This is a genomic window from Bradyrhizobium sp. CSA207 (assembly GCF_029051685.1).
Taxonomy (GTDB): Bacteria; Pseudomonadota; Alphaproteobacteria; order Rhizobiales; family Xanthobacteraceae; genus Bradyrhizobium.
The window spans coordinates 16,785-33,785 of sequence record NZ_JAACFT010000003.1; the positions used below are offsets into that span (position 1 = coordinate 16,785).

At 59.3% G+C, this 17,001-nt stretch carries 20 protein-coding genes; 6 read left to right on the top strand and 14 right to left on the bottom strand.

Features of this window, described 5'->3' with window-relative positions:
- Nucleotides 1-48 precede the first annotated feature (48 nt).
- The 3 genes from GWG65_RS03445 to GWG65_RS03455 all read left to right on the top strand — a co-directional run bounded on the left by GWG65_RS03445 (nt 49) and on the right by GWG65_RS03455 (nt 2,904).
- Nucleotides 49-1,509 carry an NAD(P)/FAD-dependent oxidoreductase gene (locus GWG65_RS03445; RefSeq protein ID WP_275193955.1) on the top strand — a complete coding sequence of 487 codons (1,461 nt, stop codon included), beginning with the start codon at nt 49-51 and terminating at the stop codon, nt 1,507-1,509.
- Nucleotides 1,510-1,631: 122 nt separating this feature from the next.
- The gene (locus tag GWG65_RS03450) at nt 1,632-2,294 is read left to right on the top strand and encodes an AAA family ATPase (protein WP_275193956.1); all 663 of its coding nucleotides are present in this window, start codon (nt 1,632-1,634) and stop codon (nt 2,292-2,294) included.
- Nucleotides 2,263-2,904, top strand: coding sequence for a phasin family protein (locus GWG65_RS03455; protein WP_275193957.1), 642 nt, complete (start codon nt 2,263-2,265; stop codon nt 2,902-2,904). The genes GWG65_RS03450 and GWG65_RS03455 overlap by 32 nt, the downstream gene beginning before the upstream one ends.
- A gap of 622 nt (nt 2,905-3,526) precedes the next feature.
- On the opposite strand, the gene GWG65_RS03460 is transcribed toward GWG65_RS03455, so the two are convergent.
- The 13 genes from GWG65_RS03460 to GWG65_RS03520 all read right to left on the bottom strand — a co-directional run bounded on the left by GWG65_RS03460 (nt 3,527) and on the right by GWG65_RS03520 (nt 14,238).
- The gene (locus GWG65_RS03460) at nt 3,527-4,621 is read right to left on the bottom strand and encodes a phage baseplate assembly protein (protein ID WP_275193958.1); all 1,095 of its coding nucleotides are present in this window, start codon (nt 4,619-4,621) and stop codon (nt 3,527-3,529) included.
- A 1-nt stretch (nt 4,622) separates the two neighbouring features.
- Nucleotides 4,623-4,970: a hypothetical protein gene (locus GWG65_RS03465; RefSeq protein WP_275193959.1), complete on the bottom strand. Its 348-nt coding sequence runs from the start codon at nt 4,968-4,970 to the stop codon at nt 4,623-4,625.
- Between the two features lie 23 nt (nt 4,971-4,993).
- Entirely contained in the window at nt 4,994-5,299 is a 306-nt protein-coding gene (locus GWG65_RS03470; RefSeq protein WP_275193960.1) for a hypothetical protein, read from the bottom strand.
- Entirely contained in the window at nt 5,296-5,598 is a 303-nt protein-coding gene (locus tag GWG65_RS03475) for a hypothetical protein (RefSeq protein WP_275193961.1), read from the bottom strand. The genes GWG65_RS03470 and GWG65_RS03475 overlap by 4 nt, the downstream gene beginning before the upstream one ends.
- Nucleotides 5,598-5,966, bottom strand: a complete 369-nt coding sequence (locus GWG65_RS03480; protein WP_275193962.1) for a hypothetical protein — start codon at nt 5,964-5,966, stop codon at nt 5,598-5,600. The genes GWG65_RS03475 and GWG65_RS03480 overlap by 1 nt, the downstream gene beginning before the upstream one ends.
- A 2-nt stretch (nt 5,967-5,968) precedes the next feature.
- Nucleotides 5,969-6,337, bottom strand: a complete 369-nt coding sequence (locus GWG65_RS03485; RefSeq protein ID WP_275193963.1) for a hypothetical protein — start codon at nt 6,335-6,337, stop codon at nt 5,969-5,971.
- Between the two features lie 534 nt (nt 6,338-6,871).
- Nucleotides 6,872-7,339 (bottom strand): hypothetical protein, encoded by a 468-nt coding sequence (locus GWG65_RS03490; protein ID WP_275193964.1) that lies wholly within the window; start codon nt 7,337-7,339, stop codon nt 6,872-6,874.
- 5 nt (nt 7,340-7,344) lie between these two features.
- Nucleotides 7,345-8,406, bottom strand: coding sequence for a hypothetical protein (locus tag GWG65_RS03495; protein WP_275193965.1), 1,062 nt, complete (start codon nt 8,404-8,406; stop codon nt 7,345-7,347).
- Nucleotides 8,407-8,486: 80 nt separating this feature from the next.
- Nucleotides 8,487-8,909, bottom strand: coding sequence for a hypothetical protein (locus tag GWG65_RS03500; RefSeq protein ID WP_275193971.1), 423 nt, complete (start codon nt 8,907-8,909; stop codon nt 8,487-8,489).
- A gap of 481 nt (nt 8,910-9,390) precedes the next feature.
- The gene (locus GWG65_RS03505; protein ID WP_275193972.1) at nt 9,391-11,460 is read right to left on the bottom strand and encodes a primase-helicase family protein; all 2,070 of its coding nucleotides are present in this window, start codon (nt 11,458-11,460) and stop codon (nt 9,391-9,393) included.
- A 295-nt stretch (nt 11,461-11,755) separates the two neighbouring features.
- On the bottom strand, nt 11,756-12,415 hold the full coding sequence (locus GWG65_RS03510) for a hypothetical protein (RefSeq protein ID WP_275193973.1): 660 nt from the start codon (nt 12,413-12,415) through the stop codon (nt 11,756-11,758).
- 34 nt (nt 12,416-12,449) lie between these two features.
- On the bottom strand, nt 12,450-12,782 hold the full coding sequence (locus GWG65_RS03515) for an AlpA family phage regulatory protein (protein WP_275193974.1): 333 nt from the start codon (nt 12,780-12,782) through the stop codon (nt 12,450-12,452).
- Nucleotides 12,783-13,032: 250 nt separating this feature from the next.
- Entirely contained in the window at nt 13,033-14,238 is a 1,206-nt protein-coding gene (locus GWG65_RS03520) for an integrase family protein (RefSeq protein ID WP_275193975.1), read from the bottom strand.
- Nucleotides 14,239-14,468: 230 nt separating this feature from the next.
- Here GWG65_RS03520 and GWG65_RS03525 point away from each other — a divergent pair, with 230 nt between their 5' ends.
- The 3 genes from GWG65_RS03525 (at nt 14,469) to GWG65_RS03535 (ending at nt 16,180) form a co-directional block, all read left to right on the top strand.
- A complete protein-coding gene (locus GWG65_RS03525) occupies nt 14,469-14,624 on the top strand; it encodes a hypothetical protein (RefSeq protein WP_014493894.1) in 156 nt (51 codons plus the stop codon).
- A gap of 143 nt (nt 14,625-14,767) precedes the next feature.
- The gene (locus tag GWG65_RS03530; protein ID WP_275193980.1) at nt 14,768-15,697 is read left to right on the top strand and encodes an aspartyl/asparaginyl beta-hydroxylase domain-containing protein; all 930 of its coding nucleotides are present in this window, start codon (nt 14,768-14,770) and stop codon (nt 15,695-15,697) included.
- A 24-nt stretch (nt 15,698-15,721) separates the two neighbouring features.
- Nucleotides 15,722-16,180 (top strand): nuclear transport factor 2 family protein, encoded by a 459-nt coding sequence (locus GWG65_RS03535; protein ID WP_275193981.1) that lies wholly within the window; start codon nt 15,722-15,724, stop codon nt 16,178-16,180.
- 86 nt (nt 16,181-16,266) lie between these two features.
- On the opposite strand, the gene GWG65_RS03540 is transcribed toward GWG65_RS03535, so the two are convergent.
- Nucleotides 16,267-16,968 carry a fumarylacetoacetate hydrolase family protein gene (locus GWG65_RS03540; protein ID WP_275193982.1) on the bottom strand — a complete coding sequence of 234 codons (702 nt, stop codon included), beginning with the start codon at nt 16,966-16,968 and terminating at the stop codon, nt 16,267-16,269.
- Nucleotides 16,969-17,001 lie beyond the last annotated feature (33 nt).

Below are 17,001 nucleotides of genomic sequence, written 5' to 3' on the forward strand. Positions count from 1 at the left end.
ATACTGGATGCCCTGGTCAAGCCGGGGCATGACGACGGTGGAAGATCGATGCCACAAGAACATGTCGACGTCCTCATCGTCGGTGCCGGGCTGTCCGGCATCGGCGCGGGCTATCATCTTCGGACGAAGTGCCCGGCCAAGAGCTACGTCATCCTGGAGGGCCGCGACTGCATCGGCGGGACCTGGGATCTGTTCCGCTATCCCGGCGTCCGCTCCGACAGCGACATGTTCACGCTGGGCTATTCCTTCAAGCCGTGGATCGACCCGAAGGCGATCGCCGACGGTTCGCAGATTCTCGACTACGTGCGCGAGACCGCGGCCGAGAACGGCATCGAGAGGCACATCCGCTTCCACCATCGCGTCAAGCGCGCGTCGTGGTCGACGAGTGAGGCGCGCTGGACCGTCGAGGCCGAGCGCACTAAGAGTGAGGGCGCGACCGAGACCGTGCGCTTCACCTGCAATTTCCTGTTCATGTGCTCAGGCTATTATAAATACGAGGCGGGCTACACGCCGCAGTTCAAGGGCACTGAGGATTTCGCCGGCCGCATCGTACACCCGCAGCAATGGACCGACGACATCGACTACGCGGGCAAGCGCATCGTCGTGATCGGGTCGGGCGCGACTGCGGTCACGCTGGTGCCGGAGCTCGCCCGGAAGGCCGCGCAGGTCACCATGCTGCAGCGTTCGCCGACCTATGTGGTGTCGCGCCCCGCGCAGGATCCTGTCGCCAACAAATTGCGCCGCAATCTGCCGACACGGCTGGCCTATCATCTGATCCGCTGGCGCAACGTGATGTGGGGGATGTTCTTCTTCCAGCTCAGCCGGCGCCGCCCCGCCAAGGTGAAGGAACTGGTCCTCAAGGGCGTGAGAAGCGCGCTCGGGCCCGACTACGACGTCGCCACCCATTTCACGCCGCGCTACAATCCATGGGATCAGCGGCTCTGCCTCGTGCCCGACGGCGACCTGTTCAAGGCGATCCGCGAGCAGCGCGCCGCCGTCGTCACCAGCGAGATCGACTTGTTTACGCGCGACGGCATCCGCCTCAAGGACGGCAGCGAGCTCGCCGCCGACATCATCGTGACGGCGACGGGGCTCGTGCTCCAGGCCGTGGGCGGGCTCGAGGTGAGCGTCGACGGCCGCACGGTCGATTTCGCCAGCACGCTGACCTATAAGGGCATGATGTATGCCGACGTGCCGAACATGGCTTCGGCCCTCGGCTACACCAACGCGTCCTGGACGCTGAAATGCGATCTCACCTGCGAATATGTCTGCCGGCTGATCAACTATATGGACCGGCACAATTTCCGCCAGTGCATGCCGCACAATGACGATCCCACGATCACCGCGCAGCCGTCACTCGACTTCACCTCGGGGTATGTGCAGCGCTCGGTCGCCAAGATGCCGAAGCAGGGCTCGAAGCAGCCGTGGCGGCTGTACCAGAACTACGCCCTCGACATCGTCTCCCTGCGCTTCGGCCGGATCGACGATGGCGTGATGCGGTATTCCTGATCTCCGTATGTTGCCGGAAGAGCCCGTTGACCGCTTGAGGTGAATCGCGACTTGAAGTAGTGTTTTTGCGTTGCATGCAGCGTCTGAGTTCCGCGTCGCTGACATTCAGGGGAGCGCGGAACATGCACGTCCTTGCTCTGGTCACGCAAAAAGGCGGAAGCGGCAAGAGTACGCTGGCTGTTGGGCTCGCAGTGGCCGCCATGGCGCGCGGAGAGCGTGTCGCGCTTGTCGAGGCGGACGCCCAAGGCACGATCTCGAAATGGAGAGAGCGCCGCGAAAATCTTCACCCGCGTGTCGAGCGCGTCAACGAACCTGCTGAAATCGAGCAGATCTTATCCCGCCTCGAGGCCGAAGGGATCTGGCTCGCGATCATCGACACAGCCGCCACGAACAATGCCCTGGCGGCGCGCGCCATTGCCAGTGCCGATCTTTGCCTCATTCCGGCTCGTCCGAGCCCGGCCGATATCGAAGCCGCAATACCTACGCTGATCGCTATTCGCAGGCTCGATCGCCGGTTTGGCTTCATCCTCAATCAGACGCCCACACGGGGTTGCCGGCTGGGCGAAGCGGCCACCTCGCTCAACGCGCTCGGCTTGCTTGCGCTCCCCTTCATTGGGCAGCGCAACGACCACCAGGATGCGCTGGGGGCAGGGCTGGGCGTGACCGAGTTCGCGCCGGAGGGAAAAGCTTCGGAGGAAATCGTGGCCCTGTGGGGTTGGATATCGGAACGCCTTATCATGGAGTCGAATGATCATGGGCAAGCCGCGCTCAAGACAGCCTGCTGACATTGCACGCGCCAGGCGTCGTTCGCTGGTGGCCCTGACCGCGGAGGTGAGCCGCGCCGTCGACGAGGGCTTGGCGATGCCCCCGGGCTCGGTCACCGTCGACCGTCAGGATGCGCCGCGGATCGCGCAAGCAGCGCCTGCTTCGACGACGGTGCCGACACAAGAAGCCGCCAGCGTCATCGCTGCAACGATTGAGCCTCCGGGCAGCACCACCGCCGATCTTATCCTGGACATGGCCAAGGATTGTCAGGCTCGTGCCTTGGAGGGCGTGAAGGCTGGTGCTCACGCTGCGCTGGATTATGCCAAGGACCTGGCCAAGCCACGGCTAGCCGGTGGGGCACCGGGGGTCGAGGGCGTCGCCGCCGCGGAAAGCCACCTCATCGAGGCGATTGGAACGGCAGCCGAGTGTCGCGCCGTCGTCCTCGAACTGATGAAAGTCAATGCGGGCGCGACGCTAGAGTATGCGCGGGAGTTGGGCCGTGCGACGACGTTTGCGGACTTGGTTGAGCTGTCGAGCACGCATGCGCGAAAGCAATGCGAGCTGGTCCTGAAGCAAACCGAGTTGCTAAAATCGCTTGCTCAGAACATCGCAAAGCCCGGTGCCAGGTAGCGCCGTTCGCCGACGCGATTGCGCCCGGAATCTGCGCGGGCCGGCAATGCGTTGTTTTGCGTATTCGGCCGCGGCGCTGAATCGGCAATGCTGCCCGAACGGTTAACGCCGGATTAGTCGATAAATTTCATCTAACTTATTGAGCTTATTGGATGTTTTTAGAAGAAGGTGAGCCAAAAACTAACGACAAGCTAAGCGTAAATCGCGCCGACCCTAGACGTGGCCCGGACGGCGCGACGGGCTGGTATGGACAACCGGAGCCCAGAACTCGCATGGGCGGGCCGTTTCTGGCCCGACGCGGGGTGCCGGTGGGACAGGCGACTTGCCGCCGATACCTATGCCGAACAACGCGCTGCCGAAATCAGGCGACGTGCTGAACGTCGTGCCGGGGAGTTGTTGAGCAAGATGCCGAAAGCGAAAGGTGTGGTGGGGACCAAAAGTCAAATCACCGACCGCCTCGGGCGGCAGGTGATTCTACCCTAAAAGACCTTGGCATCAGCACCCAGCAAGCCTCGCAATGGCAGCGTATGGCGGCGATGCCCAAGCCGGAATTTGAAGCAGCAATCGGAACAGTAGAACTTAATGGCAGACCACCATCAACAAAAGACAAATCGCATCTAACCTAACCGCCTCCCGGTCCCTGCGGAATCAAGCCGCCCAGCGCCAGCGGATTGACCAGCTCCAGCGTCGTCCTCGTCCCGGTCTGGTCGTCCTGGGTGAAGGTTGCGGTCTTCACCGTCAGCGGCAGCGCGCCGTCCATGACCAGCATCGGCGACACCACATGCACGGTCTGATTTCGTTGCCACAAGCCGCCGCTCGGCCGCAGCCAACCCTGCACCGTCGCGAAGATCGTAATCATGTCCTCGGATTGCCAATCGCGGTCGGCGGCACCGCGGCCTTGCAAGTGCGCCTTGCTCCAAGCCGGAATCTCCAGCACTTGCGCCTGCGGCGCGTATTTTCCCGCCAGTGACGGAAACTGAGTGGCGTAGTACGGCACCGACGCGACCTTGGCGCCCCATTCCTCGTCGGTGCCGGGCTTGCTTCCCATGGTCGAATAGATTCCGTTCGCCATCCCCATGTTGAAAATGATCTCTCTGCCTTCAAGGATCGATGGCCGGCCTAGATCGCCTTCGTAGACCGTGTCGTCGCCTCCGGCCGGTCCCACCGCCACGACCAGATCGCCGGCATTGTTGGAGGTAAACGAAAACGAGCCAAGCGAGCGCAGCGGCATCTCCAGAGCGTCGAGAATGCTTTCGCCGGGAGTGATCGAGATGCGCGGGAATCTGTCGGTCGGCAATGTGCCGCCTTCGGTCAGGAATTTGATTCCGAGCGGCTTGACCAGCGCCTCTGCAAACTGCGCGTAGGTGACGTCCTTGAATTCGCCGGTCTTGGTGATCGCGGCGGCAGAAGCGAGTCCGGACGTCAGATTGCTGCCTTGGATTTCGATGTGGTGGCGGCGGGCGTCGAAGAACACCTGCCGGCTGTTGACCAGACCGGTGACGGCGTGCTCGCCAGCGAGGATAACCGTGCACTCCATTCCGGGGATAATGCGCAGCGCCGCCCAGTTACGGGCCAGAGGCATGCCTTCGCTCGCAGTGAAGCGATATGAGTAGTAGGGGTGCTCCTTCAGAGCCATTCTGACTTGGACCGTCTCCCAGTCGGTAAATCTGCGCCCGTCGACGATGAGAATCGCTTGTTCGCTCGCTTTGGGAAACATTTCAGACTCCTTTCGGCATGCCGATCACAACCGGCACGAATTCAAACGACGACTCGATCATGACCCTCGGCGCTGCTATCGTGCCGTGCACGAGCAAGCCGGTCGGGCTGCACAGCGCCCACCAGTTCACCATCGCGTGTGACGTCACCGTGCCGACCATGGTGATCGACGTCAGCTTGCGGCCGTTCGGCGCCCAAGGCGCGGGCGGATCGACGAAGATACCGCCGGGACCGTAATCCGCGTTGCCAATCGCGAACGATACGGCTTCGGCGAAGGTTGTCGGCTCGATTGTGCTTAGGAAAAGTTGGCTGGCGTTGGCGCGCAGCGCATTCAAACCGCCGTCGAGCACGGAGTCTTCCACTTTCGCAGACATTAATTTTCCTCGGATCGGTGGCGGGCCCGGTCCAGCGCTCGCAGCACCTGCGATAGCTCACGCGCCAGCACCTCACCGACGGGAAGAGTAACCTTGTCGTTGCCGCAGCCGCCGCGTTGTCGTGCCTCGACTGCACGTCGGTTCAGCGCCATCAAGAAAGCGGTTTCCATTTCCGATAGTTTCTGCTTGCGGTTGGCACGGCAGCGTCTTGATCGTTCGCGTCGACGAGCCAGCGCCGGGTCGGCAGCCTCTTGCGCTGCTCGGGCTTCGCGTCGTCGTTGCGCATACCATTGACAGTATTTCACGCCAGTCGCTCCAACTCCCGCCGGACCGCCAGCGCGTCCGCGAATTGCTCCGGCTTTTCATTCCAGCTTCGTCCTTCAGCCTCGCAGCCGATGGTGTCGAAGATATCGAGATCGCAAGCCGTGCGGCCGAGCAAAACGTGCAGATAGCCGCACGCAGCACGGCACTGGTCTGATAGCAGCCCCCACTCGTCAATCTTGGAAGTGTCGTAAAGTTTGCGCGCGCGTTTGTAGGCTTCGAGAATTTCCGGCGTGATGCGAAGCTTGCGGCCACGGTTGATGGGTGTGCGTGTTGTGGTCATTAACGCGCTCCCGGTGGACGACCGACGTTCTTCAGCGGCTCTAGGTTAAGGCCCAATCTTTGAAGGTTGCGGGTGATGAATGCTCTACAGCCTAGCTCTGCACGCAAAGCAGGATGCTCTTTTAGTCCGTGCTTCGTCATGACTACTGGTCCATCTCGATCAACTTCAGCGGCGAGAGATTCAGCGCGATCTAGGGTTGAACAAATCTGCACTAAAACTTCTACGCCGCCGGCATCCTCGATTTCATATTCTGAATTAATCTTGTTCCAAAGAGCGAGACCATGCTTTCCCAAATTCCGTGATGGCTGGGTTGTGGTAGCAGTCGATGCAGACACGATCTTAAGTGCTGGTTTAGATGGTTTCTTCATCTTCAATCCTCGCACAAATAGAGTGACGGAAGACTGCCGTCATAGGGATGCAGATAGCGCGCAGGCATTCCATCATCGATCCAATAGGTGGCAGCACCGCTGTTGTAGTCGTGCACAACATCATTGAGGACATAGAATGCGGGACACGCGGTGCCGCACTCATGGATAACATCGACTTCTACAATGCCATCATCAAGTTTCGAGAGTTTCGAAAGAAGAGCATCACGTTCTGCTTTCGAGACCGAGCGCGTAATAGCATCACGCAACTCTTCTTTTTTCTCTGAGACATCGTCGGTGGTTGCAATCGAAGCTTGGGACGCGATGTAATAACGCGGGACGCCACCGGGATATTGATAAATCGTTTTCGCCATTTCATCTCCTAATCATTTTCCGCGCTAATCGAAAACTTAGTATCAAGGGTCTTTCACCAGGCCGTGGTCCGCGATAGAGCAGAATAGAATGAAAGTTACTCGCCCCCCTGGCCTATTTCTAATCCCAGCAGCCCGGATGCGGAGGATTTGAAACAACACAGCCGGGCTGCTGGTGGAGGTCTTAAGCGGTCATCACTCCGCCCACCTCCTGTCTCTCAACACAGGCCGCTTTTTCTTCTTGAACGGTGAGCATCCACGCAGCTCCTCTTCGGCTTTGAAGCGCTCGACAAGTCGTTTTTGCAGGCGGTCGTCTGCACTCGATCGCGCCTTGCGTAGTGGCGGCTTCCATCGCATTTTCACTATCTGCCTCCATATTCCAATCGGTCCGCGACATCGCGTAAAACATCCGCGCATCGAAACCGCGTCGTGACCGATGCGTTGCGCGCCGCGATCAACGACTCCAAACTGCGATGCTTGACTGCGCTGACTAGGATTGCCAGCCGCTCGTCAAATTCCAATCCAGAGAGCTCGTTTTCAAGCCAGTCGCGAAAATCCATTGCGTCTTTCTTTCCGCCGTTCGATTGCCGTTGCCATGCGGCTTGTGCCGCCGCGATAGGTCTTGATGGAACGAAGATCGGCGATCTCACCTCGCAGCTCAGCGATCTCGTTGCGCAGGCCCGTGATCTGTGCTGTGTGGCTTTTGCTCACCGCCGCAACTTTCTTGAGAATAGCCACGACGACTGATTTGATCCGTGAATCAAAGCTTGCGGCAAACCATCTATTCCAGCCAGCGTCCGCTTTCGGCTGCTGTGACTGACTGCGCTCATGTCGCGCTCGGCTTTCCGCGAGAACCTCTTCGCGCCGTCGCTCGTCGCGTTGCACGAGCCGTTCGTCAATTTCCGCTAGCTCTTCCGCATGCGCTGCGGCCCAATTTTCAAATTCCGCCTCTAGCGACGCCGTGCGCTCCAGCGTTTCGCGCGCTTTTTGAATTGAACGATGCATATTCGTCACCACGTCACTGCTTGAGTCCAAGCGATTGCGCCTGAAGCCCGCAACGCCCAATTCATTTCGAAGATGAACCTCACAGCCACCGCATCTTGCTGGTAGGTTGAGAGCAACGGGGCGGCGACGGAGTTCGGGGTGCCGACTGTTGAAATCTGCGCAACAGCTGTGGCGCTGTCGTCCATATGCATGACCGCATTACGACTGATCTCGAATCGGGGCGCGGCGTCGCCTGCGACCGCGAGGCAATTGGTCGCGAGCGCGAGGACAATGCCGCTGGCGAGCCCGGCCGTCGCAAACACCGGATAAGCGAAGGTGCCGTTGGTCCGGATCGAAATTTTGGTGGCTTCGCCGGGAGCTGCGAGGAAAATGATGTTGGATTGCGAGACAGCCAAGGGCGCGATCGCTGCGGCGAGATTGGCGAGGTCCTTGATCATTGCCTCTTGACCGCCGCCCGCAGTCGCAGCGGTCGCGTTCACGTTATTGCGCAGGCCCGCTGGACGGACGGTATCGGAAGCAACCGCATCAAGGAATAAACTGTCCACGCCGAGCGACAGATCTTCTGAGAGTTTCGCCTTTACCAGCGTCGGCGCGTTCGAACCTTCGAACAGCTCCCGCGTCATGACAGCGCCCAGAGCGAGCTTCTTGGCCGTCAGGGTTGGGCCGTCAAAACTGTATTGCCGAACCGGAAACGGACTGCCTTGCGCGACGAATGCCACACCGCTCGCGCTCGCGGTGACGGTCGGCACCAGAATCGAATTGGCTCCATCGAGCGCCAATTGAATCGCGCGGCTGGCGACCGCACCGAACGCGGACATCGGCCCGATGATGCTGACCAGATCGGGGACGCCGGTTACAGCAAGTCCGCTGGTCGTGGTCGATGTTGGAATGACCGCGCTTTTTTGAATCGTCTCGACCGTCGCCCGATCACCCGGCCATGTCGACTTGGCGAATTCGGCGGCGTGCACGGAGTCGACGCGGGCAAGAGCAACAATGCCTCGATACAAGGGTCGCGAGCGTCTTTCGCTTTGCAAGCGGTCGGTATAGGTGCCGAGATGATGTTCCATCGCGCTGGTCCCACTGTCCTCGATTTTGAGGGACCATAGATATTCAAGTGCGCGGATCGCCAGTGGCTAGGGGGGTTTGCTCAAACCCTCCGCAACGAGAGCTTCCACAGCCTGCTACCGTGCTCCTTACCGCAGGGCTCGATACAATAGCCGTCGAAGTCTGTGTCGATGTTTTGAAGCAGCAACCGGCCAAGCTGTTTGCGGCTTCTCCCAACGAGAGCAGTACGCAGCGCTTCGTCGAATTCGGCATGACGAAACAATTGGTCAACCGTGAAGGGTTCTTCACCGATGGAATCGGCAATCGTGTCGGTTACAAGTGCAATGTCAGGCTTCGGAATCAGGTAGCCGCGACCACGGCAGCACGGGCAGGTGAAATAAATAACCGCGATCCCGATTAGGGGCGGGCGGACAGTCAAGTTGTTCGCTTCGAACGAGACACTGTTCTCCCTAGCGGGGGGGACAATGATTTCAATCACGCCAGACTTGGGTTTACCGCCATGCATTACCGACCTCCCGCCTTGCCCTTGCCCCGCCAAGCGCCTGTCCGGCCCAGCTAATGGGGCGTCGCACCGTCTTGCCGCTTGCCCGGGGACAGGGGGACAGCGCGGCACCTATGGCCTTGTCTGCTTGCCCTACCGCCTTGCCTGAGCTAACCTCGAATCTGCCTTAAAACCTGCGGCGCCAGCCAAATTTGTCAGCGTTGTCAGGGCTTTGTCAGGGGAATGAAACGAATCCCTGACACGATTAACCTCCTGATTTTATTAGGAGAATTTCCATTTGTCAGCGATGTCAGGGATTCGAGCCCGCAAAGTTGCGCGGGCCGGAGCGCAGGCGTTTGTGCAGCACACCGCTATCTTTATTATTATTCTCCCTTTAATAAGCTGACAAAGCTGACATCCCTGACAAACTAACTTAAACCATTAATTTCATTAGCAATTTTTTGTCAGGGTTGTTGTCAGCCGTGCAGCAAACCCTGACAACACGCTAGAATGGTGGCTCGCCCGGTTTGGCTCTGTTGATCAAGTCAGCAACTGACTCATACAAGTCGACCGGCTCGCCCGGCTGCTCGCTGCCAGTGACCGTCCATTCACTCACGTCGTCGGGGCTTAACCATTTCTGATCGCCAAAGCGCTCTACAAACTTGGTCCGCAAGTCCTCCAGCGTTGGCCATTGCAGCATGGACCTTCGGCGCTCTTTGTTGTCACGCGTAGGATCGCGCGTTGGTCCCAGCGCTTGGCAACCCCATTCGGCGACGAGTCTCCTGATCACCTTATGCGCGCCAAGGTTCACCAGCTCCTTGTCGCGGTGACTGTCAATGTAGAGAAAGAGTCCGTAGCCAAGCTCTTTGCCGGACGTGACGGTCCAGCCCGGTTTGTTCCAATGTGCCGCAGGCACTCGGCCCATGCTGCACGCCTCCTCGACAAGTCCGTCAACACCACGGCGTCCAAGCGCGGCTTGCTCCGCCAGTCCTGCGGTCTTTGGCACGGCGCGGACATTGAAATCAGTCAGGTCGATCTCGTGCAGCAAGTGATACAACAGTGCCTCAAAGCCGCCGTCGTTGCGGAGTTGGTTGTCAATTGCGGCAAAGAATTTGAAGTCCTGCATGTGATCGGCCGACGTAGTCGGGATAAAGACTCTCCGCGCCGTGCCGCTCGCCGGGAAAAAATGCCTGCTGTTGCTTAACATGGATATGTTGAGATAGTTGTCGACACTGTAGACCGCGCAGCCTTTGTGCTCGATTGTGATCGTCGGCTCGGTGATCAAAGCAAACAGCATATTTCTGTGCTCGTGGTTGCCGACAAACAACGCCTCGTCGGCCGTCAGTCGCAACAGCGTCTCCAAGTGTGGATTGAAATTTCCGACGATATGCCGTGGGTGGGTGATCGCCATGCCGTGGTTGCCGACCAAGTGGCGCATGACGGTCTCATAGAATCCTTTGCCAACGCCCTCCTGCTCGGAGTACAGACCCAGCGCGATCTCGCTCCGCACTAGCCTTTGCAGGATCGTCGCCTCGCGTTTCCGGAGATAGTCAAAGTGGCGTTCGTTGCCGCTACAGATCACTTTGAGCATAAAATCCAGAAACTTGGCGCACCCGGCGGCGCCGCTCTTGCCCTCTGGCTTGACCGGCTTGACGCCATAGCCGCGCCAAAGGTTGAGTTTTTTATCATCTCGTTTGTGGGGCATAAAAGCCATGCCGCCGTCGTATTGGCGACGATAGCGACTGTCGATCCAGTAGGACCCCAATGGAATCGTTTTCTTCTCGCCTTTGGCGTCCATATACTCGTGCCTGTACTTATTTTGCAGCGAGGCAAAGTCGCCGAGACTCTGTGTCATGACAATCGACTGGCGTCCCGGAAATTCCTCAAGCTCGCCAAAAGTCACGACGCGGGTCTTGCCTCCAATCGGCAGCACGGCGTGATCGGCGTTGAGCTGTTTGACGCCTTGTGAGTCCAGATCGACACCGTCCAGATCGATATCGGGATTGTAATCGATTGCCCCGGCGTCGAGATCGTCACGTTGATCGATAAAGTCGCCGTCGACAATTTCGGTCTTGATCTGTTGATCGCCAACGGCGCCGTAAGGAAGGAGCGCCTCGGGATTAAAGCTCTTGCCACTGAGCTTTTCCTTGAGCAGTCCGTTGAGCCGTGCCGCCATGGCTGGCAACTGCTCTGACGATAGCGGCGTTGAAAACGGAATCACGGCTTGCAGCTGCGGCGCGGCGATCAGATTATGCGGGCCATCGTAGATCAGCGCGCGGATCTTGGCTTTCTTGAATCGTTTGCAGACTTGGCCGATATCGGTCTCGTTGATTTTTGCATTGATCCCGGCAACCTCGACCTCACCATTGTCGTAGAGAGACAAGCAAGGCATCGGCTTTTTAGATTCGGTTTTCGTCAACGAGATCTCGTCGGCCAAATCCGGCAAGGTCATTCTTTCAGGACGCGCGAAAGTGGCGGCACCGCTAAATTGCATGACCCTGATTTTATGGCTGGCAAGCGCGCGGTCGGGGCTTGCCGTCGAATCTTGACGTTGGTGGCTGCCGTTACGTGCCATGGCGGCCTCCCGTGTCGGAGACCTTGACCCCGCCGGCCGGCTGGACTATGGTTGCCTTTGCAACTAATTTGGTTTTGCCCTGTTCGACGTGGCTGCGTCGAACGGGGCCATTTGTTGAATTGGCCATGTGAATCTCTTTCATATCGGTTGAAGGTCATTGCTCATTCCTTTCTGTGGGATTCCGATTTCTGATTTCGTTTTTCGATTTCACCGACTGCAAAAGCAGCAGTCTTGGCTACCGGTCTCGCCGGGGTGGGAAGACCTAATAATGGGTCTTGGCGCTTGCGCGTAATGCCTACCCCGCCGGTTCTCGACAAACCGGCGGGGGTTGTTCCCTTAAAACAGGCGGGTCTTCTTCCGCCGCCACCGCTAACCTCTGATGCAAAGCGCTCCACGCGTCGGCTGCCGCACGCACAGCGTCGATTTCATTCTTGGTCACCTTTGCTGGGTCGATATTCCACTCGTTGGCGCAATCCTCACAAGCCTTGGCTTTACAGATTCGCGACAGACTGCTTTTGAAGATTTGAGATAACAGTCCTTGCACAATTCCGGCGACTCTATTCGGCGACATTATCGTTTCACGGATTTTTCCTTCGTTCCTGAGCGCATTGATGAACGGCGTAATTCCATCGATCAGTTTTTCGGCGGCGGGTATGTGAACTAACTCGTCCGGGGTTGGATTGTCGTGCCGCCGGAATACCCGACGCGCTTTGCCGTCGAGACCAATTCGAACTGCGGAAAATTCCGCAGTTCCACGCCGGGCGTCTCTTACCGTTCCTTCATCAACCCCAATGTCCCTGGCGATAGCTCGATTTGACTTTCCTGGATGTGCCGCTACAGCCTTGGCCGCTGCAACACGGGCTGGCATATAGGCCACGCCGCAAGCGCAAGTCGCGTCCGCCCTGGCTCCGCATTTGGAGCAGAATAATTTGGGCAGAATTTTTCTCATCATCATCACGCTGCGCCTTTGTCGTCGCCCTTGAGCGGGGTCATGCCGACTCCTTATCAGCGCCCTTGCGCTGCCACCCATCATCGCCCTTCAGCAGTTTGCGCGGGCGTTCCGAAATCCAACGATCAATTTCGGACTCCACCCAGGTCGCCTTGCCGCCGGTATCGCGAGAACGAGGAAATTCTCCGGCTTTCATCCAGGTCCAGATCGTTGGAAAGCTGAACGGGATACGGCGCAGCAGTTCAGTCCTGTCGATCAGTCGCAGAGGGGATTTAGGATCGCGGGCAGCGGCAACGGTGGGGGGCGCCGGTGCGGCTGACGGTGCGGCTGACGGTGCCGCCGCAGCTTTGTGGCTGGTCTTGTGGGACGTCATTTGGATAGCTCCCGTTGGGAGCGCCGTGCAGCCGCAAAATAAAACGGGAGCCGCAACGGCGCTCGTTAAAGCGTCGGTTGCGACTCCCGTTTCTTGCTACCCTTTAAGCGGCCAACTCAGGTCGGGTGTCGGTATTGGATATTCGGGCTGGCCCGCCCGTTTACCTGTGCGGCTACGCTAACCTACCGGGGTTTGTGAGCGCAAGTATTTTTATAAGGCTTTGTAAAATCGGGCAAAACCCGCAAGCCTGCTATTTGGCAGGCTTGCTGAACGCAACCACGTTGACTGCACCGCCGCCGTCGATCAGCGACATGAATCTTGCCGCAACGCTTTCCATAATCCGCTTATTTTCTTCGGCGTATTCAAATCGATCGTAAACGTCGGCGATGCTGCCTTCGCGGTGATTTTGAATTCTATTCATGGCGTCCCTGCCAAAGCCAAGGCCGGTAACAGTCGAGCCGTGAGTACGTCGCAAATCGTGCGGCGTCGCTCGCTCGACTCCAAGCTTCTTGCAGATCGCGCGCATGGCCTTGTCCAGACCCGTGACAGCAACGCCGCGCGAACCGACAAACAACAGTCCGCTAGTCTCCATGTCGGCAATGATCTGTTGCGCGGCCTTCGGCAGCCAAATCCGGTGGGTCTTTTCATTCTTGGTACCCGGCCAGTGCAGCGCCGGCACCGGTTTGCCCGGCATGGTCCACCAGCCATCTTCATCGATATGCTCGGTACGCATGTGCACGACCTCGCCGGGGCGCTGGCCAGTGAGCAAAACCATTCTTAGCGCCGTGCCCTCGACCAGACCCGCGTCGTCGAATGCCAGCCAGAATTTCTTTAGCTCGGCGTCCGACAAAATTCTTTCGCGCTCGGTGGTCGCGTTGCGCTCGACTCCGACACAGGGATTGATCTTGACCAGTTCCTCGCGAATGGCCCACGTGAAGATTGACGACGCTGCGGCCAATACCTGATTGGCAAGAATCGGAGCCGCAATCCGGGCCATCATCGTCTTGACATCGGACCGCGCGATATCAGCAGGCGGCAACTTACTCCAGCGCGGCAACAGATAGCGCTGCACCAGCTTGTCGGCTTGTTTCCAAGACTTGTTTTTCTTCTTGGCGTGATCGAGGTAGCGGTCTGCCAATTCACCGAAAGTGCCGCTGGTGCGCTCGGCCTTGCGATCGGCCTGCGGGTCCTTGCCCTCGGCGACCTGCACCATGACCTTGGCCGCCAGCAGGCGAGCGGCGGCGAGTCCAATAGCGTCGGTTCGTCCAATGTGAAACCAGCGCGGTCGGCCGTGCCGAGAGTAGATGCACTTCCACGCCGCATTGCCGCTTGGCTGCACCTGGACCGCAAGCCCGTGTTGCAGGGTGTCCCAAATCAGATACGGCTTGGCCTTGGGCTTCAGTCGCTTGAGAGTGAGTTCGTTCAGTTTGACTTTGTTGGGTGGCTTGCGCGGCATGGCGATTACGTCCCGGAGTGGCCAACTAACCCACAGCTAAAGGTGGGGGCTTAATTAAGTTAACGATTTGTTAACGGATTTAAACAAGAAAAGACTGCGCCGCAGCAGTTTCTTGCGCTTAGTTTTACAAAGTTTAACAGGTCCTAAACCCCGTTTATCTTAACGCCGGATTAACCGGGGAGTCCTAACCTGTCTCGGCCGGGGTTACTCGCAAGGCCGAGGTGAGCCCAATGGAAGCCCAGAAGATCGCGGTCGACGCCGTCGTCGCGCTGACCGATTGCGACCGCGACGCCGTCATCGCCTTCATCCGCCGGCTCTATCTCGCCGGCGTCACCGATCCCAAGCGCCTGACCTTCAAGGGTCTCCAGGCGCTGTCGCGGGCGTGATTCGGTTCGTTTCGGTCTGATTCAGCCCAAGTTCCATCTCTGGGCTCTCTCCAGAGTGATTGCAACCCAGCGGTCAATATCTTGCCGCCTGGGTCGGGTCGAGGTAGAGGACGTCCCCAGCTGTGTCACTGGGGAACGGGGAGATGCTGAAGCAGCTTTTTGCGCCGCAACTGGTCGTGCTCTATGTGCTTGCAGCATCGACGATTTACGTTCACTTCCGGGGCAAGCAGCGGCTGCGCTTCGCGCGCCAGCTCGGCGACCACTCGACCTATCTCGCGCCTTACAACGTGCTGATGTATGCGGGCTCGGCCGTGCCGAACAGGCCGGTGATCTCGGTCGATCAGTTTCCCGAGCTCAAGCCGCTCGGCGACAATTGGGAAACAATTCGCGACGAGGCCGTTCGCCTGTTCGACGAGGGCTTTATCCGCGCCGCTGCGAAGAACAACGACTGGGGCTTCTACTCCTTCTTCAAGAGCGGCTGGAAGCGCTTTTACCTGAAATGGTACGACGACTTCCTGCCCTCGGCGCGGACGCTGTGCCCGAAGACGGTGGAGCTGTTGAATTCGATTCCGAGCGTGCATGGCGCGATGTTCGCGATGCTGCCGCCGGGCGGCAAGTTAGGGGCGCACCGCGATCCCTTCGCCGGCTCGCTGCGCTACCACCTCGGTCTCGTCACGCCGAACTCGAACAAGTGCCGCATCCTGGTCGACGGCGTCGAATGCGTCTGGCGCGACGGCGAGGCCTTCATGTTCGACGAGACCTTCATCCATAGCGCGGAGAATGCGACCGACGTCAACCGCATCATTCTGTTCTGCGACGTCGAGCGCCCGATGAAATACGGCTTCATGACCGCGATCAACCGCTGGGTCAGCCATCACGTCGTCAAGGCGTCGGCCACCCAGAACGTTGATGGCGAGAGCGTCGGCGTGCTCAACAAGGTGTTCGGCAAGCTCTACGAGATCCACCTTGCGAGCCGCAAGGTCAAGGACTGGAACCGCAACGTCTACTACACGCTGAAATATTCGCTGACCGCGCTGATCCTCGGTTTGATCTTGATGTCGGCACTGCGGTGATCGCCGCAGTCACTGGAGCAGGCCATGGCCCCCTTGCCGACCGCGAACGCGGAGATAACGCAGTTCTTCCACCAATGGCTGGAAACCTTCGCGGGCTATGTCCGCGAGGTCGACTACGCCTCGGCGAGGCCGCTCTTCCATCCGGATGTACTTGCCTTCGGCACGCATAACGATGTCATCCCCGGCCTGGACCAATGGGTCACGACGCAATGGGACAACGTCTGGCCAAAGACGGCCGACTTCCGTTTCGTCCTGGAGCAGACCTCGGTTCTGGCATCTCCCGACGCCGCGATGGCGACCGTAATCGCGCCGTGGACGAGCACCGGCTACCATCCCGACGGCAGTCTGTTTCCACGTCCCGGACGGGCAACGATGGTGTTTGCCAGGGATGCCGACGGCTGGCTGTGCGTGCATTCCCATATGTCGCTCAACCGTGGTGTGCCGCAGGCAAGCCACGCCGATCGACCGGTGAAGGCCTGGTAGATCGAATCCGGCATGTCCACGTCATCGGAATAGAAAAAGGCCCCGGACACGTCCGGGGCCTTTCGATGTCCAAAGGTCCTGGCAGCTTATTCCGGCTGGCCGATCGAGACCCTCAGCGCGCCGACGCCGTCGACGCCGCATTCGAGCCTGTCGCCGGGCTGCAGCTGCGACACGCCGGCCGGCGTGCCCGTCATGATGATGTCGCCGGCGGCGAGCTTCACCTGCTGCGAGAGCTGCCAGATGATCTCCGGCACGTTCCAGATCAGCTCGGTGAGGTCGCCCTTCTGCGCTTCCTTGCCGTTGACCGTGAGCCAGATCTTGCCCTTGGCCGGATGGCCGATCTTCGCGGCCGGCTGCACCGCGGAGCAGGGCGCGGAATAATCGAACGACTTGCCGATCTCCCAGGGACGCTCCTTCTTGCGTGAAGCAAGCTGAAGGTCGCGGCGGGTGAGATCGATGCCGACGGCATAGCCATAGACGTGGTCGAGCGCCTTGTCGGCGGGAATGTTCAGGCCACCGCTCTTCATCGCGACGATCAGCTCGACCTCGTGGTGCAAATCCTTGGTCAGCGGCGGATAGGGAATGCTGGTGCCATCGGGTACCAGCATGTCGGCATGCTTGGCGAAGAAGAACGGCGGCGCGCGCTCGTCATTGCCCATCTCGCGGATGTGCTCGAGATAGTTGCGGCCGACGCACCAGATGCGGCGCACCGGGTAGCGGCCGGACTCCCCGACGACGGGAAGCGATGGTTGCGGCGGAAGCGGGATGACGTAGGAGGCGGCGTTCATGAAGCGATCTCGCTGCTCTTGGGGTAACTCTTG